At 66.6% G+C, this 22,832-nt stretch carries 16 protein-coding genes; 11 read left to right on the top strand and 5 right to left on the bottom strand.

Annotation, left to right across the window (positions count from 1 at the left end):
- Positions 1-5: 5 nt before the first annotated feature.
- Both ACR65K_RS10375 and ACR65K_RS10370 read right to left on the bottom strand, forming a co-directional pair.
- Positions 6-1,532 (bottom strand): MFS transporter, encoded by a 1,527-nt coding sequence (locus ACR65K_RS10375; RefSeq protein ID WP_440152678.1) that lies wholly within the window; start codon positions 1,530-1,532, stop codon positions 6-8.
- A 1-nt stretch (position 1,533) separates the two neighbouring features.
- Complete coding sequence (locus ACR65K_RS10370) at positions 1,534-2,526, bottom strand: LLM class flavin-dependent oxidoreductase (protein ID WP_142118228.1); 993 nt, start codon at positions 2,524-2,526, stop codon at positions 1,534-1,536.
- A 141-nt stretch (positions 2,527-2,667) separates the two neighbouring features.
- Here ACR65K_RS10370 and ACR65K_RS10365 point away from each other — a divergent pair, with 141 nt between their 5' ends.
- Together ACR65K_RS10365 and ACR65K_RS10360 are read left to right on the top strand one after the other, a co-directional pair.
- Positions 2,668-3,540 carry an aldo/keto reductase gene (locus ACR65K_RS10365; RefSeq protein ID WP_440152677.1) on the top strand — a complete coding sequence of 291 codons (873 nt, stop codon included), beginning with the start codon at positions 2,668-2,670 and terminating at the stop codon, positions 3,538-3,540.
- Positions 3,541-3,564: 24 nt separating this feature from the next.
- The gene (locus tag ACR65K_RS10360) at positions 3,565-4,263 is read left to right on the top strand and encodes a type 1 glutamine amidotransferase domain-containing protein (RefSeq protein ID WP_440152676.1); all 699 of its coding nucleotides are present in this window, start codon (positions 3,565-3,567) and stop codon (positions 4,261-4,263) included.
- A gap of 97 nt (positions 4,264-4,360) precedes the next feature.
- Here ACR65K_RS10360 and ACR65K_RS10355 read toward each other — a convergent pair whose 3' ends face one another.
- On the bottom strand, positions 4,361-6,406 hold the full coding sequence (locus ACR65K_RS10355; protein WP_440152674.1) for a PxKF domain-containing protein: 2,046 nt from the start codon (positions 6,404-6,406) through the stop codon (positions 4,361-4,363).
- Between the two features lie 324 nt (positions 6,407-6,730).
- Here ACR65K_RS10355 and ACR65K_RS10350 point away from each other — a divergent pair, with 324 nt between their 5' ends.
- Positions 6,731-7,708, top strand: coding sequence for an ABC transporter substrate-binding protein (locus ACR65K_RS10350; protein ID WP_440152673.1), 978 nt, complete (start codon positions 6,731-6,733; stop codon positions 7,706-7,708).
- A gap of 57 nt (positions 7,709-7,765) precedes the next feature.
- On the opposite strand, the gene ACR65K_RS10345 is transcribed toward ACR65K_RS10350, so the two are convergent.
- Positions 7,766-7,954 (bottom strand): hypothetical protein, encoded by a 189-nt coding sequence (locus ACR65K_RS10345; RefSeq protein ID WP_440152671.1) that lies wholly within the window; start codon positions 7,952-7,954, stop codon positions 7,766-7,768.
- Positions 7,955-8,095: 141 nt separating this feature from the next.
- Between ACR65K_RS10345 and ACR65K_RS10340 the strand changes: the two genes are divergently transcribed.
- The 8 genes from ACR65K_RS10340 to ACR65K_RS10305 all read left to right on the top strand — a co-directional run bounded on the left by ACR65K_RS10340 (position 8,096) and on the right by ACR65K_RS10305 (position 18,964).
- On the top strand, positions 8,096-8,677 hold the full coding sequence (locus ACR65K_RS10340; protein WP_440152669.1) for a TetR/AcrR family transcriptional regulator: 582 nt from the start codon (positions 8,096-8,098) through the stop codon (positions 8,675-8,677).
- A 99-nt stretch (positions 8,678-8,776) separates the two neighbouring features.
- Positions 8,777-10,315 carry an aldehyde dehydrogenase family protein gene (locus tag ACR65K_RS10335; RefSeq protein ID WP_440152668.1) on the top strand — a complete coding sequence of 513 codons (1,539 nt, stop codon included), beginning with the start codon at positions 8,777-8,779 and terminating at the stop codon, positions 10,313-10,315.
- Positions 10,316-11,956 carry a GMC family oxidoreductase gene (locus ACR65K_RS10330; protein ID WP_440152667.1) on the top strand — a complete coding sequence of 547 codons (1,641 nt, stop codon included), beginning with the start codon at positions 10,316-10,318 and terminating at the stop codon, positions 11,954-11,956.
- Between the two features lie 76 nt (positions 11,957-12,032).
- On the top strand, positions 12,033-13,622 hold the full coding sequence (locus ACR65K_RS10325; RefSeq protein WP_440152883.1) for an APC family permease: 1,590 nt from the start codon (positions 12,033-12,035) through the stop codon (positions 13,620-13,622).
- Positions 13,623-13,770: 148 nt separating this feature from the next.
- Positions 13,771-14,328: a hypothetical protein gene (locus ACR65K_RS10320; RefSeq protein ID WP_440152666.1), complete on the top strand. Its 558-nt coding sequence runs from the start codon at positions 13,771-13,773 to the stop codon at positions 14,326-14,328.
- On the top strand, positions 14,325-17,147 hold the full coding sequence (locus ACR65K_RS10315) for an ATP-binding cassette domain-containing protein (RefSeq protein ID WP_440152665.1): 2,823 nt from the start codon (positions 14,325-14,327) through the stop codon (positions 17,145-17,147). The genes ACR65K_RS10320 and ACR65K_RS10315 overlap by 4 nt, the downstream gene beginning before the upstream one ends.
- A 321-nt stretch (positions 17,148-17,468) precedes the next feature.
- Positions 17,469-18,686: a formaldehyde dehydrogenase, glutathione-independent gene (fdhA, locus tag ACR65K_RS10310; protein ID WP_142118249.1), complete on the top strand. Its 1,218-nt coding sequence runs from the start codon at positions 17,469-17,471 to the stop codon at positions 18,684-18,686.
- Positions 18,687-18,775: 89 nt separating this feature from the next.
- Entirely contained in the window at positions 18,776-18,964 is a 189-nt protein-coding gene (locus ACR65K_RS10305; RefSeq protein WP_440152664.1) for a hypothetical protein, read from the top strand.
- A gap of 52 nt (positions 18,965-19,016) precedes the next feature.
- Here the strand turns inward: ACR65K_RS10305 and metH are convergent, their stop codons facing one another.
- Positions 19,017-22,664: a methionine synthase gene (gene metH, locus ACR65K_RS10300; protein ID WP_440152662.1), complete on the bottom strand. Its 3,648-nt coding sequence runs from the start codon at positions 22,662-22,664 to the stop codon at positions 19,017-19,019.
- Between the last annotated feature and the right edge of the window lie 168 nt (positions 22,665-22,832).

Genomic DNA, 22,832 nt, shown 5'->3' with positions numbered 1-22,832 from the left:
GGCAGTTAGCTGGCGCGGCCCTCCGCGCTGCGCACGGATTCCTCCACGGGTTCCGCTGGACGTTCCCCAGGTTCCGCAGATTCCCCGGTCTCCGACGGTTCCGCAGATTCCGCCGTCTCGGCCTTGACCGCGGGCATGGCCAGCACCGCCGCAACGGTCAGCAGCCCGGCCACCAGCGCCGCCAGGAACACGGCACCGGACGCGGAGATAACGGTGGCGGGGTCCGCTTCGCCGCCGCTGCTGCCGCCGTAGATCGAGTTGGCCACCGCACCGAACACTGCCACACCCAGGGCGCTGCCGATGGAGCGGGCGAACATGTTGGTGCTGGTCACCACGCCACGCTCATGCCAGGGCACACTGGACTGGGCGGCGATCAGGGTGGGGGTGGCCAGCAGGCCCAGGCCGAGCCCGACGACGAAGCAACTGACGGCGATCAGCGCCACGTTGGGTGCGCCCGCGGTCAGCGACAGGATCAGCAGGCCCACCACGGAGATGGCGATGCCGATCAGGGCCGTGGACTTGAAGCCGATCCGCAGGTAGAACTTGCCGGCCTGCGATGCGCTGAGCGGCCAGCCGAGGGTCAGGGCCGCCAGGGCCAGGCCGGCCACCAGGGGCGAGGAGGACAGTGCCCCCTCAAGGAAGGTGGGCACGTAGGAGGTCAGGCCGATCATCACCGTGCCAACCCCGAAGGACACCAGCGCGGTGGTGCCCAGCAGACGCCGCGAGACCACCCAGGAGGGCAGGATGGGTTCGGCCGCCCGGCGCTCCACCAGGAGGAACGCGGCCAGCAGGACTGCGCCCACTGCGAAGACGCCAATGCTGACGGGCGAGTTCCATGCCCAGGCCTGGCCGCCCTGGAGGGCGCCGAGGATGAGCAGGCCCAGCGAGCCGGCCAGGAGTACGGCGCCGGCGTAGTCCACCTTGTGCTTTGCCCGTTCCACGTTTTCGTGGAGGGTGCGCACCAGCATCCAGCCGGCCAGCAGGCAGAGCGGCACGTTGACCAGGAAAATGCCGCGCCAGATGCCCAGTGCGGAGAATACGCCGCCCAGGCTGGGGCCCACTACCGAGGAAACAGCCCACACGCTGGCGAGGTAGCCCTGGACTTTGGCGCGCTCCTGCAGGGTGTAGATGTCGCCCGCGATGGTGATGGACACCGGCAGGACTGCCCCGGCACCCAGTCCCTGCAGGGCGCGGAAGGCAATCAGCGATGGCATGCTCCAAGCCAGGCCGCACAGCACGGAGCCCAGCAGGAACAGCCCAATGCCGGTGAGGATGATGGGTTTGCGGCCCGCCATGTCGGAGAGCTTGCCATAGATGGGCACGGTCACGGCCTGCGCCAGCAGGTAGGCGGAGAAGAGCCAGGGAAAGGATGAGAACCCGCCCACGTCACGGACGATCGACGGCACGGCCGTGGCCACAATGGTGGAGTCGATGGCCACGAGTCCGGTGGACAGCATGAGGGCGATGAGGATGGGCCCGCGGTCGGACCGGAAGCCTACGCCGTCCTTTGCGTTCGCTTGTGCGTTCGCCATGTCAGACCCGGACCAGTCCGGCGGCCTCGGCCAGCAGTTCCACGGACCGCAGCCGCTCCTGGGTCCCCGGGCTCTGGTGCGCCACGATGAGTTCGTCGGCGTCGGCGTGCTTTCCGAAGCTGTCCAGGTACTCGATGACCGCGTCGGGCGTCCCCACTGCTGAATAGGTCATCATCTGGGCCATGTGGCGTCCCTGCGGCGAGTCGAGGATCATGTCCGCCTCGTCGTCGGTGAATTCGCGGGTGCCCCCGCCAAAGAACAGGGAGACGCGGGCACGCTTGGTGGCCTGCAACATCTCCTGCGCCTCGGCGGCGGAATCAGCGGCGATGACGTTGACGCCGGCGATCACGTGCGGGGCATCCAGCTGGGCGGACGGCTTGAACTCCCGGCGGTAGATGGCCACGGCCTCCTGCAGTGCAGCGGGGGCGAAGTGTGAGGCAAAGGCGTAGGGCAGGCCCAGCTGCGCAGCCAGGCGGGCACCGAACAGGGACGAACCCAGGATGTACAGCGGCACGTTGGTCCCCTTGCCCGGCGTGGCCTCGACGCCCTGGATGCGGGTGGGGCCGGTCAGGTAGCCCTGCAGTTCCAGGACGTCCTGGGGGAAGCTGTCGGCAGACATGGGGTCGCGGCGCAGCGCGCGCATGGTGTTCTGGTCGCTGCCGGGGGCCCTGCCCAGGCCCAGGTCGATCCGGCCGGGGTGCAGGGTTTCCAGGGTGCCGAACTGCTCGGCGATGGTCAGCGGGGAGTGGTTGGGCAGCATGACGCCGCCGGCGCCCAGCCGGATGCTTTCGGTATGCGCGGCCACGTGGGCGATCAGCACGCTGGTGGCGGAGGAGGCGATGGAGGACATGTTGTGGTGCTCCGCGTACCAGACCCGCCGGTAGCCCAGCTTTTCGGCGCTCTGGGCCATGGCCACACTGCCCGCGAAGCTCTCCGCCGCCGTCTGGCCTTTGCCAATGGTTGCCAGGTCAAGGATGGAGAGGGGAAGAGTCACGTCAGGTGCCGGCCTTTCAAAAAAGTTTCGTAGGGCGCGCCGGCCGGATTACGGCGGGCACTTGAGGCATAACGACGGCGGCGCCCGGCTTATTTCTGTGATTTGCGGAATACTCAGCACACTGATGAGGTTGCCGCCCCTATGAGCCATGATTCAACGAACCAGCTGGAACTGTCCGCAACGATTGAACTCAAGGACCTGGGAACCGTGCACCGGCTCGGTTTTGGTGCCATGCGCATCGTGGGTGACGGCGTCTGGGGTGAGCCCGCAGACCGCAAGGCCGCCCTGGCCGTGGTGCGCCGCGCCGTCGAACTCGGCGTGGATTTCATCGACACCGCCGATTCCTACGGCCCCAACATCAGCGAGGAAATCATCTCCGAGGCCCTCCACCCCTACAAGGAGGGGCTGAAGATCGCCACCAAAGTGGGCTTCACCCGCACCGGGCCCAACAAGTGGATTCCGGTTGGCCGGCCGGAGTACCTGCGCCAGCAGACGGAACTGAGCCTGCGCAAGCTGAAGGTGGACACGCTGGACCTGCTGCAACTGCACCGGATTGATCCCAAGGTGGACGCCGAGGAGCAGTTCGGCGTGCTGCGTGAGCTCCAGGACGAGGGCAAGGTCCGCGCACTGGGCCTTTCCCAGGTGAGCGTGGCGGAGCTTGAAGCCGCCGGAAAGCACTTCACCGTGTCCACCGTGCAGAACCGTTACAACCTGACGGACCGCAGCTCGGAGGACGTGCTGCGCTACTCGGAGGAGAACGGCATCGGCTTCATCCCGTGGGCGCCGATTTCCGCGGGCGAGCTGGCACAGCCGGGAGGCCCGCTGGACGAGGCCGCCAAGCGCCTGGACGCCACCACCTCCCAGGTGGCCCTGGCCTGGCTGCTGCGCCGCTCCCCCGTCATGATGCCCATCCCCGGCACCGGCTCCGTGCAGCACCTCGAAGAGAACATGGCTGCCGCCAACATCACCCTCGACGACGACACGTACGCCGAGCTTGAAGCAGCCGGCAAGTAAAGAATTACAGACAGGAGCTACACCATGGCAAACATTCTGATGGTCGTATCGGCCGCCGATTCCCTCACCATGAAGGACGGCAGCGAACACCCCACCGGCTACTGGGCAGAGGAACTGGTGGTATCCCACCAGACCCTGACCGAGGCCGGCAACACAGTGCACATCGCAACTCCCGGCGGGAAGAAGCCCACCGTGGACCAGGTGAGCCTGGCCGCCGAGTCCGCAGGCGGCGAGGAACGCGCGCAGGGCTTCCGCGACTACCTGGAGAAGATCGACAGCGAGCTGGCGCACCCGCTGGTCCTTGCCGACGTCGACGTTGCCGCCTATGACGCCGTGGTGATGCCCGGCGGCCACGGCCCCATGGCCGACCTCTACAAGGACGCCGACCTGGGCCGTCTGCTGGTGGCAGCCAACAGGGACGGCAAGATCATTGCGCCGTTCTGCCACGGTCCCGCAGGCCTGCTGAGTGCAACGGACGACGACGGCACGTTCGCTTTCGAGGGCCGGCGCCTCACGGTCTTCACCAACGAGGAGGAGCTGGGCGGCGGGACCGGCGAGAACACCCCGTGGCTGGTTGAGGATGCGCTCAAGGAAAAGGGCGCTGTGATCGAGAACGGTGCTGCCTGGTCCTCCAACGTGGTGCGCGACGGCAACCTGATCACCGGGCAGAACCCCCAGTCCAGCGAGGATGTTGCCAAGGAAGTCCTGGCTGCGCTCAGCTGAGCGGCGGCCGCTTTCCAGGCAATAGCAGAGGGGACCAGTTCGCAATGAACTGGTCCCCTCCTTGCGGCGCGCGTCATTGGGCGCCGGCCCGGCTGCGCTACTTCAGCTTGAAGTTCGCACTGATGGAGCTGCCGTCGTTCGCCGTCATGGTCAGCGTGTAGCAGCTGCCAGCCATGGCGGGCGTCTTCCAGTTGTAGATGAACTGGCCTGACGTGGCGTCGTACCGCAGCGACGTGTTGCCTGTGGCGGTGGTTTCGATGTCGTCGATCGGGCTCAGGAGCGAGCAGGCCACTTGCTTGGCGGTGAACTTGGCAAGTGACGGATCGGTCAGCTCGGTATCACCGGCAAAGATCTCGAACTTCGCCGGAACCGTGCTGCCGTTCTTCACCGTGTTCAGCACACCATTCATGTCGACCGGCTGGTAGAAACCCTTCAGGGTCCAGGCCTTGACCGTGTAGGTCTGCTCCACCGTGGTGGAGTTACCGGCCAGGTCGGTTGCCGTTGCCGTGAGCGTGTGCAGGCCAACCCCGGTGTCATAGCCTGAGACCACGCAGCTCCCACTAACCCCGGACAGCGTATCGGAGGCGGTGCAGGTGGGCTTTGCGGCGGTAGAGCCGAAGTAGCCGTCCGCGATGACAGAGTCGAAGGAAACGGCGGGTGCCGTCTTGTCGATCTTGAAGGTCTGCGAGGCAGCGCCCGCGGGGGTGGTGTTGCCGGCGTTGTCACTGAAGTCCGGGCTTTCGACCGTTACTGCTGCGCCTTCACCGTCAGACGTTGCCGTCTGCGTGGGCGTGGCAGGGCCGGAGGTGGCGTCCGTGCCGGTGAACGTGGCGGTCACGTTGCTGCGGTACCAGCCGTTGTTGCCCTCGGTTCCCGCTGCGCTGGTGTAGCTCACCTCGGGTGCCGTCTTATCGATCTTGAAGGTCTGCGAGGCAGCGCCCGCAAGGGTGGTGTTGCCCGCGATGTCCGTGAAAGCCGGGCTGTCTACCTTCACATTGGCGCTCTCACCCGAGGAGGTCACCGTCTGGGTTGCGGCAAGCAGTCCGGAGGTGGCATCGGTGCCTGTGAAGGAGGCCTTCACGTCGGAGATGTACCAGTCATTGCTGCCCTTGACTCCGTCGGCGCCATCGGCAGCGACCGTGGGGGCTGTTTGGTCCTTCCCAAGGTTCACGGTCTGCTGCGGGGCGTCTCCGCCGGAACTGGTGACGGAGCAGCTGTAGTCGGTGGCCACCTGGTCAGCGGTGATTTCCTGGTCCTCGCAGCCGGTCAGGTCGAGCGTGCTGGGGGAATCCTCTTCGGTGACAATCCAGTGAAGTTTCACGGCGGTCTTGTACCACCCGTTATCTCCGTCTGGAGTGGAGGGTGAGAGCGTGTACCCGATGGTGGGCGCGGACCCGTCAATAATGCTGTAAGTGACGGAGTTGGTGGCCGTGAGGCCGCCCTTGTCGGTGTAACTGCAGATTGCTTCGAGGGAACCGATGCCGGTTGCCGCATCATTGCCGGAGATGTCGCTCAGGTCAGGGTCGAACGTGATGTGTCCGTCCTCTGCATCCGTCACATCACAAACCGCTTCCGGGACTTTACCCTTGGTGTAGGTGCCGCCGTTTGTCACTCCCGTGATGTTCAGGACTGGCGCGGTATTCGAGGGTGCCGGCGCTGCAACGTTAACTGCAAAGGTGGCCGGGGCAAGGTTGAAGGTTCCGCCGGTATTGTTGCTGGCCTGGCTTGCACTCACCGTGGCTGAACCAGCACCGACCGGGCTGATGGTCAAGGACTTTGTGTCACCGCACGAGGTGAAGGTGACCGAGGACGGGGACACCGTGGCGACGGCCGGATTGCTTGAGGCGAGGTTCAGGGTAAGCGTCGTTGAGCCTGTCAGGTTGCAGCCGCTCTTGCCATCCCCGTTAGTGGGGTCTACGGCCAGGGTAGTGCTGCCACTGACACCGCCTACATTGAGTGGCATGATCTCAGCGGTTGCATCGATGTCGGCGTCCAGCTTGTTGTAAATGTCGTCCGCGAACGCCACCCCGCCGCCCGCGAGCAGCAGGCTTCCCGCCGCAACTGCAGCCGCTGTCCTGGTGCTGGTTCGCCTAAGCAGGCCCGTCCCTCCAGCAGTAGTCTTCCCGCTTGGCGAATGATTCATCTGTATGCCTCCCTCATGGCTTGCGGCCCACCCCGGGCCGCAACGTAATTCACCGTAAGTTCCGGCATCCGGGGAGAACACGCGTAATCACCACCTGTCTTTCTTCCCCGAGTACTCGTTTTCTGATGAATTTGTGACGGACCGCCACTTGGGAATGCTGCAGCGCGGGACCAAGGAAATGTGACCGCCGCGGTCCTCCCGTTAACCGCCGTTACTCCCTGTATCCCAGGGTTTCGGAGGCTTTGATTCCCGTTCCGGGGCTGCCGGATAGTTGCTGCAACGCGCACATTCCGTTGCATCCCCGCCCCCTTCCAAGGAGGAACCATGGCCTTCAAACCCAAGCCGGCCGCCGTCGTTGCCCTGGCCGTCTCAGCGCTGCTGGGACTGGCTGCCTGCTCCGATCCCGGCGCCTCGGCGGCGACAGCACCGTCGTCGTCCGCCACCAACTCCAGCGGCAAGACCTTCAACCTGTCCCCGCAGCAGGACCGCTTCAAGGTGACCAAGGATGACGCCGCAGCGGCCCTGGTCCCGGAAGCCATCAGGGCCGACGGCAAGCTCACCGTGGTGACCACCGGCGGCACGGTTCCGCTCAGCCTGTTCGCCACTGACAACAAAACCCTGATCGGCAGCGAGGTGGACATCGCCTACGCGGTGGGCGGGGCGCTGGGCCTCGACGTGGAGGTCCTGCCCGTGGCGTGGGCCGACTGGCCGCTGGGCATCGAATCGTCCAAGTACGAGGCCGTCCTCTCCAACGTGACCGTCACCGAGGCGCGGAAGGAGAAGTTCGATTTCGCCACCTACCGCAACGACCTGCTGGGCTTCTACACCAAGAGCGGTTCCAGCATCGGGGAGATCAAGGAAGCCAAGGACGTGGCGGGCAAGAAGATCATCGTGGGCTCCGGCACCAACCAGGAAGCCATTTTGGTGCGCTGGGACGAGGAGAACAAGAAGAACGGTCTGGCGCCGGTGGAGTTCCAGTATTACGACGACGACTCGGCCTCGAGCCTGGCCCTTCAGTCAGGCCGTGCGGACCTCACGTTCGGCCCCAACGCGGCTGCCGCCTACAAGGCAGCGCAGGACGGGAAGACGAAGCAGGTGGGCACGCTGAACGGCGGCTGGCCGCTGACCGCGCAGATCGCCTTCACCACCAAGAAGGGCAACGGCCTGGCGGTCGCCGCCCAGGCCGCACTCAACCACCTGATCGAGGACGGCACGTATGCCAAAATCCTGGACCGCTGGGGCCTCTCCTCGGAGGCCATCCAGAAGTCCGAGCTGAACCCGGCGGGCCTGCCTAAAAAGTAGGCGCCTGCCGACGAATGAATCCCCGCCTCACTTCGGTAAGGCGGGGATTCTCCTGCGTCAGCGCGGGTCCGGCTCCACTGCCCACGCCAGCCGGTGCAGGAACGTGGCCGTCCTGCTCCGGGCCGCCATCCAGAGGGCCGGCAGCCGCGAAGGCCTGGCAACGATTTCGCGGGCGTTGGGCTGGGCGCTCCAGCCTCTCCCGGCGGCACCCACAAATAACAGGGCCATGAGGCTTGCGCTTTCCATCTATCTCCAAAGCTGTACAGACAAAATCCAGATGCACAAGCAAGGTGCCCTGCTGGAGAAGGCTTCAAACAAGAATCAACAGCCGACTGCCCGGCCCGCCCGGAAGTGCGCTCCCACCCGGTTAGGCAATAGTCTGGCCAGATGGGGACCAGTGCCGTGAACTCCGGCGAACAGACTGACAGACAGACCCGCATTCTCGAAGCGGCGATGGATCTGCTCTCCCGGCACGGCATTTCCGGTGTGAGCATGCGGGCCGTGGCCCGGGAAGCCGGCGTGGCGCTGGGCCTGGTCAACTACTACTACGACGACAAGACCACCCTGATCCGGGCAGCCCTGCGACGGGTGGATGAGCATGACCTGGCGCTCGTTGCCCCGGATCCGTCGTCGCCCCCGGATGAGCAGCTGCGCAAGGCCCTCCGGCGCGTGGCCGCCACCGACCTGCTGACCACCCGCTACCTGTCCCTGCGCCTGCACCTCTGGGCCCTCGCCCAGGCGGACGAGGACTACGCACAGATCAACGCCGCGGCCTTCGACCGGTACATCGACGGACTCGCGGCACTGGTGTCCAGCGCCAAATCGGATTTGTCATGGGAGGCATGCCGGGAGCGGGCGGCGGACATCGTGGTCATCCAGAACGGCATGTGGCTGACGGCGCTGCTCGGCGTGGACAAGGCCTCCATCCAGCGGAGCATCGAGCGCACGGAGCAGATCGCTTTCGCCTAAGAGAGCTGCCGCAAGGCAACGGTAGCCCCTTCAAATTCATTGAACAAGTGTTCAAGAAATGTATTGAACACTTGTTCAACGTGCATTACTGTCCTTCCTATGACTTACGCCACACCGGTCCGGGATGCAGCCCCGACCGAAGAAACTGAGACAGCTTCCTCCCTGTTCATCAACGGCGTTTGGGAGCCGGCCGCGTCCGGCGCCGTGCGCCGGATCCACAACCCGGCAGACGGCGAGCTGGTGGCCACCGTCTCCGAGGCCGGCCGCGAAGACGCCGAACGCGCCATTGCAGCGGCCCGTGCCGCCTTCGACTCCGGCGTCTGGTCCTCCGTTCCGGCACCCGAGCGCGGATCCTTCCTCCTGAAGGTCGCGGCGGGGCTTCGCGAACGCAGGGAAAAGTTCGCCCGGGCCGAGTCCCTGGACACCGGCAAGCGGATGGTCGAAAGTCGCATCGACATGGACGACATCGCCGCCTGCTTTGAATACTTCGGCAGGCTGGCCGGGCAGCAGGCCGGGCGGGTGGTGGATGCCGGGGACCCCGGCGTCGTGAGCAGGATCGTCTACGAACCCGTCGGCGTCTGCGGCCTGATCACGCCGTGGAACTACCCCCTGCTTCAGGCGGCATGGAAGATCGCCCCCGCTCTGGCCGCCGGGTGCACCTTCGTCCTCAAGCCTTCCGAGCTGACGCCGTCCACCAGCATCCTGGCCATGCAGCTGCTGCAGGACCTCGGCCTGCCGGACGGGGTGGCCAACCTCGTCACCGGCGCCGGCGCCCAGGCGGGCGCACCGCTCTCTGAACATCCCGACGTCGACCTCGTCTCCTTCACGGGCGGCCTGGAAACGGGCAAGCGCATCGCCGCTGCCGCCGCCGGCACCGTCAAGAAAGTGGCACTGGAGCTGGGCGGCAAGAACCCCAACGTGGTGTTCGCCGACGCTGACTTCGACGCCGCCGTGGACAACGCCCTCAACGGCGCCTTCGTGCATTCCGGCCAGGTCTGCTCGGCCGGCGCCCGGCTGCTGGTGGAGGAATCCATCGCCGAACGCTTCGTGGCCGAGCTGGTCCGGCGCGCCGAGGCCATCCGGCTCGGCGGCCCCTTCGATGACGCCGCCGAAACCGGCCCGCTGATCTCCGCCGCCCACCGCGACAAGGTGCACGCCTACGTCCAGCGCGGCATCCAGGAAGGCGCGCGGCTCCGCACCGGGGGTGCCGCGCCTTCGGAAGAGAAATACGACGCCGGGTTCTACTACCAGCCCACCATCCTGGACCAGGTGCGGCGCGGCATGTCCGTGGTCACCGCCGAGGCGTTCGGCCCCGTGGTCACCGTGGAAACCTTCCGCGCCGAGGACGAGGCCGTAGCCACCGCCAACGACACCATCTACGGGCTGGCCGGGGCGGTGTGGACCCAGGACGCCGGGAAGGCCCAGCGCATAGCGAACCGGCTGCGGCACGGCACCATCTGGATCAACGACTACCACCCCTACCTCCCGCAGGCCGAGTGGGGCGGGTTCGGCCAGTCCGGCGTCGGCCGCGAGCTGGGACCCACCGGCCTGGCGGAGTACCAGGAAGCCAAGCACATCTACCAGAACACCAACCCCCAGGTAACCGGCTGGTTCGCTGACCACGGCAAGGAGAACTAGATGCACGTCGACAACATCGAGGACCTCAGCGGGCGCTCGTTCGATTACATCGTCATCGGCGGCGGATCGGCCGGCGCAGCAGTGGCCGCACGCCTGAGCGAGGACCCGGACGTCACCGTGGCGCTAGTGGAGGCCGGACCGGATGACCGCAACATTCCCGAGATCCTGCAGCTGGACCGCTGGATGGAGTTGCTGGAATCCGGCTACGACTGGGACTACCCGGTGGAACCGCAGGAAAACGGCAACTCCTTCATGCGCCACGCCCGCGCCAAGGTCATGGGCGGCTGCTCCAGCCACAACTCCTGCATCGCGTTCTGGGCGCCGAGGGAGGACCTGGACGAGTGGGAATCCAAGTACGGCGCCACGGGCTGGAACGCCGACGCCGCCTGGCCGCTGTACAAGCGGCTGGAAACCAACCAGGACGCCGGCCCGGACGCACCCCACCACGGGGACTCCGGCCCCGTGCACCTGATGAACGTGCCCCCGGCGGATCCTGCCGGCGTCGCGCTTCTGGACGCCTGCGAGCAGGCCGGGATTCCCCGGGCGAAGTTCAACACCGGCACCACCGTGGTCAACGGCGCCAACTTCTTCCAGATCAACCGCCAGGCGGACGGCACGCGCGCCTCCAGCTCCGTGTCCTACATCCACCCGATCATGGAACGCGAAAACTTCACCCTGCTGACCGGCCTCCGCGCCCGCCAGCTGGTGTTTGACGCGGACAAGCGCTGCACCGGCGTGGACGTGGTTGACTCGGCGTTTGGCCGCACCCACCGGCTCACCGCGCGCCAGGAGGTCATCCTGTCCACCGGCGCCATCGACTCCCCCAAGCTGCTCATGCTCTCCGGGATCGGCCCGGCGGCCCACTTGGCCCAGCACGGCATCGAGGTCCTGGTGGACTCCCCCGGCGTGGGCGAGCACCTGCAGGACCACCCCGAAGGCGTGGTCCAGTTCGAGGCCAGGCAGCCCATGGTGCAGACCTCAACGCAGTGGTGGGAGATCGGGATCTTCACGCCCACCGAAGAGGGCCTGGACCGCCCCGACTTGATGATGCACTACGGCTCCGTCCCGTTCGACATGAACACCCTGCGGCACGGCTACCCCACCACGGAAAACGGCTTCAGCCTCACCCCAAACGTCACCCACGCCCGCTCCCGCGGCACCGTCCGGCTGCGCAGCCGCGACTTCCGCGACAAGCCCATGGTGGACCCCCGCTACTTCACGGACCCCGAAGGCCATGACATGCGCGTCATGGTGGCCGGCATCCGGAAGGCCCGCGAAATCGCCGCCCAGCCCGCCATGGCGGAATGGACCGGCCGCGAACTCTCGCCCGGCGTCGAAGCGCAGACGGACGAGGAACTCCAGGACTACATCCGCAAGACCCACAACACCGTCTACCACCCGGTGGGCACCGTCCGCATGGGCCCGAACGACGACGACATGTCGCCGCTGGACCCCCAGCTGCGGGTCAAGGGCGTCACCGGCCTCCGCGTCGCCGATGCGTCCGTCATGCCCGAACACATCACCGTCAACCCCAACATCACCGTCATGATGATCGGCGAGCGCTGCGCCGATCTGATCCGCGCAGCCCAGACCGGATGCGCTGCAACTGAAGAAGCGGAGCTCAGCCCTTCCTTCGCCTGAGACCAGGCAACCACCATCTGCTTTTCTGATCTAGGAGTCCATATTGGAACCCAGCAAGAGTATTGATTCAAGCGGCATGGACGAATTCGGCTACACCCAGACCCTGGACCGGAGCATCGGCAAGTTTGCCAGCTTCGCCGCAGGCGTCAGCTACATCTCCATCCTCACCGGTGTCTTCCAGCTGTTCTACTTTGGTTTTTCCATGGCCGGCCCGGCCTACGCCTGGTCCTGGCCCCTCGTCTTCGCCGGCCAGCTGATGGTGGCGCTGTGTTTTGCCGAACTGGCCGGCCGCTACCCTGTGGCCGGGTCCGTGTACAACTGGGCCAAACGGCTCGCATCCGGCACCACCGCGTGGCTGGCCGGCTGGCTGCTGATGCTGTCCAGCATCATGGCGCTGGGAGCCGTGGCACTGGCCCTGCAGCTGACGTTGCCGCAGCTCTGGTCCGGCTTCCAGTTCGTTGGTGACGGCACCGGCCCGTACGACTTCGCCATGAACGGCGTGGTGCTGGCCACCATCATGATCACCATCTCCACCCTCATCAACGCGTTCGGCGTAAAGCTGATGACCCGGATCAACAGCATCGGCGTCTTCGTGGAACTGATCGCGGCCGTGCTGCTCATCCTGGCACTGGGCTGGCACGTGGTGCGGGGGCCGGAGGTCTTCTTCGACACCGCGGGCTTCGGGGAAGGCAATGACCTGGGCTTCTTCGGCGTCTTCCTCATCGGCGCCATGGCTTCCGGCTACGTGATGTACGGCTTTGACACCGCAAGCTCCCTGGGCGAGGAGACGAAAGACCCCAAGCGCACGGCGCCCAAGGCCATCCTGCGCGCCGTCACGGCCTCGTTCGTGCTGGGCGGCCTGATCCTGCTGTTCGGCATCCTGGCCGCACCTGACCTGACCGACCCCAAGGTGGGATCTGCCGACGGCGGCCTGCAGCACATCGTGCTCTCCGTCCTGGGCGGGCCTTTCGGCAAGGCTTTCCTGCTGTGCATCGTGGTGGCCGTGGTGGTCTGCACGCTGGCGGTCCACGCGGCAGCCATCCGCATGGTGTTTGCCATGGCCCGGGACAACAACCTGCCGTTCAGCCGGCAGCTCAGCAAGGTGGATCCGGTCCGCAGGACCCCCACCGTCGCGGCCATCGTGGTGGGCGTCCTGGCCGTCGTCCCGCTGCTCATCAACGTCATGCAGCCGGCGATCTTCACCATCCTGTCCAGCATCAGCATCGTGCTGATCTACCTGTCCTACCTCCTGGTCACGGTGCCCATGCTGCGCAACCGCTTCCTGAAGAAATGGCCCCTGGCGCACGACGGCTCCGAACCCGGTTTCAGCATGGGCAAGTGGGGTGTTCCCGTGAACATCCTGGCGGTCCTGTGGGGCGGTGCCATGACCCTGAACCTGATCTGGCCCCGCCCGGAGATCTACAACTCGGTGCCGCCCTTTGAGTGGTACCTGCAGTGGGGCGGCGTGATGTTCGTAGCCGCTGTGGTCATCGGCGGGACGCTGCTCTACCGCCTCAAGATCCGGCACCAGACTGGGGTGCTGGCCGAGCACGCCGCGGCCGTCGCCGCCCACCCGTCGTCAGGCGCCGGACGGCACCAGGCACCCCACGACACGCCGCAGGATGCGCTGGCGGTCAACGGGACCCTGGCAACGGAATCCGCCTAACACTTCCCGCAGAAAGGGCCGACGGCGGCACTCACCCGAGTGCCGCCGTCGGCCCTTGTGCGTCACCAGCCCCCGCCCATGTTGAGTGATGGCGTCACACAAGGGGACGGCCTCCTGCTCCGGACCGGCAACGCCCTACCCTTGACAGGTGACTTTGACTAAGATTCGTACCGCCGCCGCGGGCTCACTCGCCGCCGCCGGTCTCCTGATTGCCCTCGCCGGCTGTTCCACGCCGGCCAACCAGCCCAGTGCCTCTGACTCCCCGGCATCCGCTTCTGCCAGCGCTTCTTCCAGCAGCTCAAGCGGGGAATGCGCCGGAGTGAAGGTCATCGTCGATTCCGGTGCCCTGAAACAGGCTGCCGCCAGCACCTCCACCTGCGTGTCCGTGGACGGTCCCACCGTGGCTTCCAAGGTGCTCGACGAGGCAAAGATCAAGACCGAGGGCACCACCCAGTACCCCGATGCCGTATGCCGCGTGAACGGCGTCCCCGCCGCCGACTTCGACGTCAAGCACAAGGACGGCACCTACCGCGAGGAATGCAAGGGCATGCCCGCGGCCTCCGCCTACTGGTCAATCTGGATCAAGCCGGAGTCCGGGAACTGGGAATACGCGCAGGAGGCCCTCTCCACCCAGAAGGTAAAGCCGGGAGAGAGCCTGGAACTGCTCTTCACGGTGGACGGCGAGCCCGCAGCCCCCGCGGCATGACCTTCCGGCCCGCGCCGTTGCGCGCAGCGGCAGTCCTCGCCGTTGTGTTCATCGCGGCGCGGGTCGTCTACCGCGTCCTTTTCAACGGGGCGGGCACCGGCAGCCCCATCCTGCTCGACCTACCGCCGCTAAGGCTTCCTGCCCCATATGCCCACGTGGTCTTCCTCGGCCCGGTCACCTTGCCCGGCCTCTGGGCGGCAGTCCTGTCCGCCCTGCCCATCGCCGCGACCATCCTCGGCTTCGGCCTGCTCAATGCTTGGGTGGATGTTTCCCGCGGCTTCGTCCGGCTGGCCCGCGGCGGCCCCCTGCAGGGCGTAGCCAGGATGCTGGTGGTGGCGTGGGCGGCGCTCCCGGCACTGGCCGACGCCGCGGCCTCCGTGCGCCTGGCGTTCCGCTTGCGGGGCGAGCGCTTTGGACCCCGCGCCCTGGTGCCCGTGCTGGAGCGCACCCTGGAACACGCCGGCCGGGTCGCCGCGGCCTTGGAGCTGCGCGGCTTCGGCAGCCGCGGGGCGCAGACGCAAGGGTTCGACGGCGGCATGCCGCTCCTGGTGCGGAACGCCGGGTTCCGGATTGGGGACACGTGCATAAGGGTTGACGGGTTCGTGCCCCCGGGCGGCTCGGTCACGGTCATCACCGGGCCGACGGGCTCCGGCAAGTCCACCGTCCTGCGGGGTATCGCGGGCCTGCTCTCCCATGTTGACGATGGGGAGGTTTCCGGGACGGTGCGCGTGGGCGGACTGGACCGTGCTGCTATTCCGCCGCGGGATACGGCCCGCCTTGTTGGGGTCGTCCTGCAGAATCCCCGCGCCGCCTTCGCCAGCACGCGGGTCAGCGACGAAATTGGCCTGGCGCTTGAGCTGCGCGGCGTACCCGCCCCTGCTGTGAAGGCGCGGGTGGATGAGGTAGCGGAGCGGATCGGGGTCACCGCGTTGCTGGACCGGAACGTCAGCACCCTCTCGGCCGGTGAGGCGACGCTCGTGGCCATCGCCGCCGCCGTCGTGGACCATCCGGCCCTGCTCCTGGCTGACGAGCCCCTGGCCGACCTTGACGCCACCGCACGCGCGCGCGTCATCACCGTGCTCAGCGCCCTGGCCCGGGAGGAAGGGGTCTGCGTCATCGTGGCGGAGCACCGCGCGGAAGCACTCGCCCCTATTGCCGATTCCTGGTGGACCATCGACGACGGAGCCTTGGTGCCGGGCAGTGAACCCGCGACTCCTGGCCATCCCGATGCCGGTCCTGCGCGGGAGGTGCTGGACTCCGCGCCGGTGCTCACCGCGGAACACCTCACCGTGCACCGCAAGGGCAAGCCGCTGGTGCGCAACGCGTCCCTGGCCCTGCACCGCGGTGAAGTGGTGGCCCTGGTGGGGCCAAACGGTGCCGGGAAGTCGTCCTTCCTGGTGGCACTGGCCCTGGGCGACGGAGCTGTTGAAGGCAAGGTTGACGGCGGCAGGGTTGCCCTGGTGCCGGACGCCTCGGACGACCTCTTCACCAGGGATACCGTTTCCGGCGAGCTCCGCGCGGCCGAGCGACGCCTGGCGCGGGGCAAGAAGGGTGAACACATCGCCCCTGGCTTTGCCGCCTCACGCCTGGCCTGGTTGCGGGGAGGCGTGCAGATTCCCATCGGCCACGAACATCCCCGGGACCTGTCGGCCGGCGAGCGCAGGATCCTTGCCATCGCGCTGCAGACCATGGACCGCCCGCAGGTCGTGCTGATCGATGAGCCCACGCGCGGCCTGGATCCCACGGCGCGGGCAGCCGTCTCGGCGGCGTTGCGCGCGGCGGCCGATGACGGCACGGCAGTCCTGATCGCCACCCACGACCTCGAATTCGCCCACAACCTTGGCGCCCATATCCTGCCCATGCGGGATGGTGTGGCGCCGGCAGCCGAACCACTCGTCAGCCCCGAACCGCTTGTCCTCCCGCCCCGGCCCGCAGCGAGGCCCCAGCCAGCGACCCTCAACGAGCAGGCTGGCCCCCGCGACACCGTGAAGCCCAACCGCGTCAGGATGCCGCGCCCGGTCGAGCTGGCAGTCCTCGCCGCCGCCAACCTGCTGGCCCTCGCGGCATTCTGCTGGCCGCTGCTCGCCGCGGCGCTCCCGCAGGACGCCACCGCTGCCCTGCCCTACGCGGCGCTGGCCATCGCACCCGTGGCGGCGGTCGCCGTCGTCGTATCCCTGGACGGATCGGTCCGTTCGGCACATACGGTGGCGCTGCTCGGCGTGTTGGCCGCCGTCGGTTCGGCTGTCCGGGTGGCGAGCACCGGCGTCGGCGGCGTGGAAGCCGTTTTCATCCTGCTGATCCTGGCCGGACGGGCGTTCGGTGCGCGTTTCGGCCTGCTCCTCGGCGCGGCCACTATTGCCGTCTCCAGTGTGCTGTGGGGCGGCGTTGGGCCGTGGACGCCGTTCCAGATCTTTGCGTGTGCATGGGTGGGCGCGGGGGCCGGTCTGCTCCCCCGCCGGGTGCGGGGCAGGGCGGAACTGTGGATGCTGGCCGGCTACGGCGTGGTGGCGTCTTACTTGTTCGGGCTGCTGACCAACCTGTGGTTCTGGCCCTTCGCCGTGGGTGCCGGCACCGGCATTTCCTACGTGCCGGGTGCGCCGCTGGCCACCAACCTCAGCAGCTTCCTGCTCTACTCACTGCTGACCTCGACGGCGGGCTGGGACACCCTGCGCGCCGCCACCACGGTGATCGGCATTGCCGTGGTGGGCCGCGCCATCCTCGCCGCGCTCCGGCGGGTGAAGCCCGTCTCCGGCGTGGGCGGGCAGGCAGCGAAGGCTCACTCGGAACAGGCCAAAGACGGGCTGCAACTCAGGGTCTGAGGACCCCGCCGAGAATTAGTGGCAAAGGTTTTGAGCGTGACAAACCATGCATAGATTCTGCAGGGTTATCTTCAAAATCTCGCGCTTTTGTTGCAGCTCCTGTGACCCTAGTCTCATCCTTACAAGCTCTTCCAACATCAGAGGCAGAAAGAGCCGTCCCATGCCCGTGAAGGGTGCTTCGGTGGCCTGAAACCTGGGGAGGTATCCCTATCGAAGCACCGCTCTCGGGCCATGGGGCAGCGCCTGCAACGTTGCAGGACCAGTGCAAAGCCATCCGAATGGAAGGCCTGGCACCAAGTACCCCTACCAAAAGGAGTGTCCATGTCAGGAAACAGAGCCGTTGCCTACAAAGAACCCGGCGTCGTCGAAATCATCACCACCGACTACCCGACGTTCGAACTCAAGGATGGGCCTGGCGTCAATCCCGCCAATGTGGGCCGAAAAGTACCCCACGGCGCCATCCTGCGCACGGTGACCACGAATATCTGCGGCTCGGACCAGCACATGGTGAGGGGCCGGACCACGGCCCCCAAGGACCTCGTCCTTGGCCATGAAATCACCGGCGAAGTGGTGGAGGTGGGTCCGGACGTTGAGTTCATCAAGGTGGGAGACATTGTCTCTGTACCTTTCAACATCTCCTGCGGCCGTTGCCGGAACTGCAAGGAGCGCAAGACGGGCATCTGCCTGAACGTCAACCCTGACCGCCCGGGCAGCGCCTACGGTTACGTGGATATGGGCGGCTGGGTGGGCGGCCAAGCCGAATACGTGCTGGTCCCCTATGCCGACTGGAACCTGCTCAGGTTCCCGGATCGCGACCAGGCCCTGGAAAAGATCATGGACCTGACCATGCTTTCCGATATCTTCCCCACGGGCTTTCACGGTGCCGTCACCGCCGGAGTGGGCGTTGGATCCACCGTGTACATTGCCGGTGCCGGCCCGGTGGGCCTCGCGGCCGCCGTCGGCGCGCAGCTGCTCGGTGCAGCCGTGGTGATTGTCGGTGACATGAATGAAGACCGCCTGGCCCAGGCCCGCTCCTTCGGCTGCGAAACGGTGAACGTCACCAAGGGCGATCCGAAGGACCAGATCGAGCAAATCCTTGGCGTCCCCGAGGTGGATTGCGGCGTGGACGCCGTAGGGTTCGAAGCCCGCGGCCACGGCAAGGACGCCTCCCACGAGGCCCCCGCCACCGTGCTGAACTCGCTCATGGACATCACCGCTGCAGGTGGCGCCCTTGGCATTCCCGGCCTCTATGTCACCGGCGACCCCGGTGGAATTGACGAGGCAGCAAAGCATGGCTCCCTGTCGCTGTCCCTTGGCACCGGATGGGCAAAGTCCCTGTCCTTTACCACTGGACAGTGCCCCGTCATGTCGTACAACCGCCAGCTGATGATGGCGATCCTGCACGACAAGGTCCAGATCGCCAAGGCGGTAAACGCCACAGCGATCCCACTTGAGGATGCACCGCGCGGTTACGCCGAATTCGACGCCGGTTCGGCGACCAAGTTCGTGCTGAACCCGAACGGATACGTCGCGGCGTAGAACCATAGCAACCCGCCCGGTGGCACGGGCTTTCAGGGCCCGTGCCACCGGCGCGCATCCACTCTCCACATACCAGCAAAGGCAATGACATGACCCTTCTCACCGACCAAGAATCAATCCTCCGCCTTAGCAGCAACGGGCAGGAGCATGTCGACATCCGACTCGAAGCATCGAGTCCGGTGACCGTTCGGCTGCAGCTTGATGGTGGCTGCAATTGCCAGCATCCAGCCGAAAAGCGCCCGGGCTCGTATGTTGACAGCGACTTCGGCCGCCGCTGAGAGGGGCTGCACCGGAGTTTGAGCCGGCCGCTCCGCCAGGACCGGCTTCAACTCACACCTTGAAGTACTTCGCCTCCGGGTGGTGGAAGACGAATGCGTCGGTGGACTGCTCGGGGTGCAGCATCAGCTCATCGCTCAAAACAACACCCATCCGCTCGGGCTTCAGCAGCTCCGTCACCTTGCGGCGGTCCTCCATTTCCGGGCACGCTGGGTAGCCGAGCGAGAACCGGGCACCGCGGTAGTCGAGCTTGAAATACCCTGCCGTGTCCTTCGGTTCCTCGGCCGCGAAACCCAGCTCCTTGCGGATGCGGGCGTGCCAGAACTCGGCGAGCGCCTCGGTGAGCTGCATGACCAGGCCGTTGAGCTCGTAGTAGTCGCGGTACTGGTTTGCCGCGAACATCTTGGACGTGAACTCTTCAATCTTGGAGCCAGCGGTGACCAGCTGGACCGGCAGCACGTCGATCTGGCCGGACTCGCGGGACTTCACGAAGTCGGCCAGGCACAGGTGACGGTCGCGGCGCTGGCGCGGGAAGTCGAATCGCAAGCGATCTGTGCCGATCGGACCGCCTGAACCACCATCGGGGGCGAGCAGGCCCGCCTGGCCCAGGACGCCGTCGTGGTCCTCTCCGTGGTGCAACACCACCACCTGCTCCCCCTCGGAAACCACCGGGAAGTAGCCGTAGGCGACGGACGCGTCCAGCATTCCCTCGCCAAGGATGCGGTCCAGCCAGTAGCGCAGGCGCGGGCGTCCTTCGCGTTCCACCAGTTCCTCGTAGGAGGCGCCGTCCTCGCCGCGGCCGGGCTTCAGGCCCCACTGCCCCATGAAGGTGGCGCGCTCATCGAGGAAGGCGGCGTAGTCGTGGAGCGAGACGCCGCGCACAATTCGGGTGCCCCAGAACGGCGGCACGGGGACGGGGTTGTCGCTGGCGACGTCGGACCGGCCGGGCATGGCCTCCGGCTCGGTAATCGTGAACTTCGCGCCGCCCTTGTGGATGCGCTTCTTCAAAGGCGGCAGGCCGACGTCGTCCGGCGACTCGCCGCGGGCCACGCGCACCAGCGGCTCCATGAGGGAAAGTCCCTCGAAGGCGTCCTTTGCGTACCGGACCACGCCGTCGAACTGCTCGGCCAGGTCCTGCTCCACGTAGGCGCGGGTGAGGGCTGCGCCGCCGAGGATTACCGGCCACTTCTTGGCCAGGCCGCGGGACTGCAGCTCGGCAAGGTTCTCCTTCATCACCACCGTGGACTTCACCAGCAGGCCGGACATGCCGATCACGTCGGCGTTGTGCTCCTCGGCGGCGGCGATGATCTCGGCGATGCCCTGCTTGATGCCGATGTTGATGACCTTGTAGCCGTTGTTGGTGAGGATGATGTCCACCAGGTTCTTGCCGATGTCGTGCACGTCGCCGCGGACGGTGGCGATCACCATGGTGCCCTTGCCGGAGGAATCGGACTTCTCCATGTGCGGCTCGAGCAGGGCCACGGCGTTCTTCATGACCTCGGCGGACTGCAGCACGAACGGCAGCTGCATTTCGCCGGCGCCGAAGCGTTCGCCAACCACCTTCATGCCCTCGAGCAGGTGGTCGTTGATGATGCCCAGCGGGGTCATGCCTTCGCTGCGGGCCAGGTCCAGGTCCGCTTCGAGGCCCTTGCCTTCGCCGTCGATGATGCGCCGTTCCAGGCGTGCGCCGGTGGGCAGCGCCGCGAGTTCGGCGGCGCGCTGGTCCTTGAGCGCTGCGGTGTCGACGCCGGCGAACATGTCGAGCATGCTGGCCAGGGGATCGTACGTGGTGTTGCCGTCGGCGTCGTATTCGCGGCGGTCCCAGACGAGGTCCAGGGCCACCTTGCGCTGCTCTTCCGGGAGGGAGGCGAGCGGGACGATCTTGGCGGCGTCGATGATGCCGCTGGTCAGGCCCGCCTGGACGGCCTCGTGCAGGAACACGGAGTTCAGGACGACGCGGGCTGCCGGGTTGAGGCCGAAGGAGACGTTGGAGACGCCGAGGGTGGTGTTGATGCCGGGGTACTTGGCGGTGATCTGGCGGATGGCCTCGATAGTTTCGATGCCGTCCCGGCGGGTTTCCTCCTGACCGGTGGCGACCGGGAAGGTGAGGCAGTCGACGATGATGTCCTCGACGCGCATGCCCCATTCGCCCACCAGGGCGTCCACCAGGCGGGAGGCGATGGCCACCTTGCCCTCGGTGGTGCGGGCCTGGCCCTGTTCGTCGATGGTGAGGGCGATGACGGCGGTGCCGTGTTCCTTCACCAGCGGCATGATGCGCGCGAAGCGGCTGTTGGGGCCGTCACCGTCCTCGTAGTTGACGGAGTTGACCACAGGGCGGCCGCCGATGAGTTCCAGGCCGGCCTGCAGGACGGGCGGTTCGGTGGAGTCGATGACCAGCGGGAGGGTGGAGGCGGACGCGAAACGGCTCACGACTTCCTTGATGTCGGCGACGCCGTCGCGGCCCACGTAGTCGATGCAGACATCCAGCAGGTGGGCGCCCACGCGGATCTGCTCGCGGGCGATGTCCACGCAGTCGTCCCAGCGTTCTTCGAGCATCGCCTGGCGGAACGCCTTGGAGCCGTTGGCATTGGTGCGCTCACCGATGGCCAGGTACGCGGACTCCTGGTCGAAGTTCACGTGCTGGTAGAGGGAGGCGACGCCGGCTTCGCGTTCTTCGGGGATTCTTGCCGGTGCTGTTTTGCCCTCGGTGGTGGCCACGGCTTTGGTGCGGAAGGGCGCAAGACGTTCGACGACGGCGGCCATGTGCTCCGGCGTCGTACCGCAGCAGCCGCCCACCAGGCCCAGGCCGAATTCACGCACAAACTGTTCGTGCGCGGTGGCGAGTTCGGTGGGTGAGAGCGGGTAGTGGGCGCCGTTGGCGCCGAGCACCGGGAGGCCGGCGTTGGGCATGCAGGCGATGGCCACGGAGGACTGCTTGGACAGGTGCCGGAGGTGCTCGCTCATCTCGTCCGGACCGGTGGCGCAGTTCAGGCCGATGGCGTCCACGCCGAGTGGTTCCAGGGCGGTGAGTGCGGCGCCGATTTCGGAGCCCATGAGCATGGTTCCGGTGGTTTCGACCGTCACCTCGACGAAGATGGGGAGGCGGATGCCGCGGTCCACGATGGCCTGCTTGCAGCCGTTGACGGCGGCTTTGGTCTGCAGGAGGTCCTGGCTGGTTTCGATGAGGAAGGCGTCCGCGCCGCCGTCGATCAGGCCCTGGGCCTGGAGGGCGAAGGTCTGTTTGAGGTAGTCGTAGCTGGTGTGGCCCAGGCTGGGGAGCTTAGTGCCGGGGCCCATGGAGCCGAGGACCCAGCGCATGCGTCCGTCAGTTTGTTCCGCGGCTTCTGCGCGTTCGCGGGCGATTTTCGCGCCCTTGCGGGCGAGCTCTTCGATGCGGTCGTCGATGCCGTAGTCGGAGAGGTTGGACCAGTTGGCGCCGAAGGTGTTGGTTTCCACGGCGTCGATGCCGGTGGCGAAGTAGGCGTCGTGGATGTCAGCGATGACGTCCGGCCGTGTGTCGTTGAGGATCTCGTTGCAGCCTTCGAGGTTCTGGAAGTCCGTGTCCAGCTGCAGGTCCCGGCCCTGGAGCATGGTGCCCATGGCGCCGTCAGCGATGACGACGCGGTGGTTCACGCCATCCAGCAGCTCCTGCGAACGGGCGGGGCGGGGGACGGACTCAATATCCAGTGCAAAACGGGGCATCTAAACAGGTTACGGGCGGGGGCGCCTGCGTTGCGTTGTGTGTCCGTGTACTACGACGGGGGGGTGGTGGCGTCATGGGACCTTGTAGCCGAATCCAGCACGGCCCCGCCCCAACCACGCTCATGCCTTGAGGGGACTACACATGGCCGAATCCGATGCGGTAGTCGA

The sequence above is a fragment of the Arthrobacter sp. SAFR-179 genome (assembly GCF_059414945.1).
Note: the sequence above shows the minus strand (reverse complement) of the source record. Positions and strands in the feature narration are given on the sequence as shown.

Excerpts from the sequence above, each read along its gene's own strand:
- ACR65K_RS10345 (WP_440152671.1), bottom strand. The coding sequence starts at position 7,954 with ATGGAAAGCGCAAGCCTCATGGCCCTGTTATTTGTGGGTGCCGCCGGG.
- fdhA (WP_142118249.1), top strand. The coding sequence starts at position 17,469 with ATGTCAGGAAACAGAGCCGTTGCCTACAAAGAACCCGGCGTCGTCGAA.
- ACR65K_RS10375 (WP_440152678.1), bottom strand. The coding sequence starts at position 1,532 with ATGGCGAACGCACAAGCGAACGCAAAGGACGGCGTAGGCTTCCGGTCC.
- ACR65K_RS10305 (WP_440152664.1), top strand. The coding sequence starts at position 18,776 with ATGACCCTTCTCACCGACCAAGAATCAATCCTCCGCCTTAGCAGCAAC.
- ACR65K_RS10325 (WP_440152883.1), top strand. The coding sequence starts at position 12,033 with ATGGACGAATTCGGCTACACCCAGACCCTGGACCGGAGCATCGGCAAG.
- ACR65K_RS10335 (WP_440152668.1), top strand. The coding sequence starts at position 8,777 with ATGACTTACGCCACACCGGTCCGGGATGCAGCCCCGACCGAAGAAACT.
- ACR65K_RS10340 (WP_440152669.1), top strand. The coding sequence starts at position 8,096 with ATGGGGACCAGTGCCGTGAACTCCGGCGAACAGACTGACAGACAGACC.
- ACR65K_RS10330 (WP_440152667.1), top strand. The coding sequence starts at position 10,316 with ATGCACGTCGACAACATCGAGGACCTCAGCGGGCGCTCGTTCGATTAC.
- metH (WP_440152662.1), bottom strand. The coding sequence starts at position 22,664 with ATGCCCCGTTTTGCACTGGATATTGAGTCCGTCCCCCGCCCCGCCCGT.
- ACR65K_RS10365 (WP_440152677.1), top strand. The coding sequence starts at position 2,668 with ATGAGCCATGATTCAACGAACCAGCTGGAACTGTCCGCAACGATTGAA.
- ACR65K_RS10315 (WP_440152665.1), top strand. The coding sequence starts at position 14,325 with ATGACCTTCCGGCCCGCGCCGTTGCGCGCAGCGGCAGTCCTCGCCGTT.
- ACR65K_RS10355 (WP_440152674.1), bottom strand. The coding sequence starts at position 6,406 with ATGAATCATTCGCCAAGCGGGAAGACTACTGCTGGAGGGACGGGCCTG.
- ACR65K_RS10360 (WP_440152676.1), top strand. The coding sequence starts at position 3,565 with ATGGCAAACATTCTGATGGTCGTATCGGCCGCCGATTCCCTCACCATG.
- ACR65K_RS10350 (WP_440152673.1), top strand. The coding sequence starts at position 6,731 with ATGGCCTTCAAACCCAAGCCGGCCGCCGTCGTTGCCCTGGCCGTCTCA.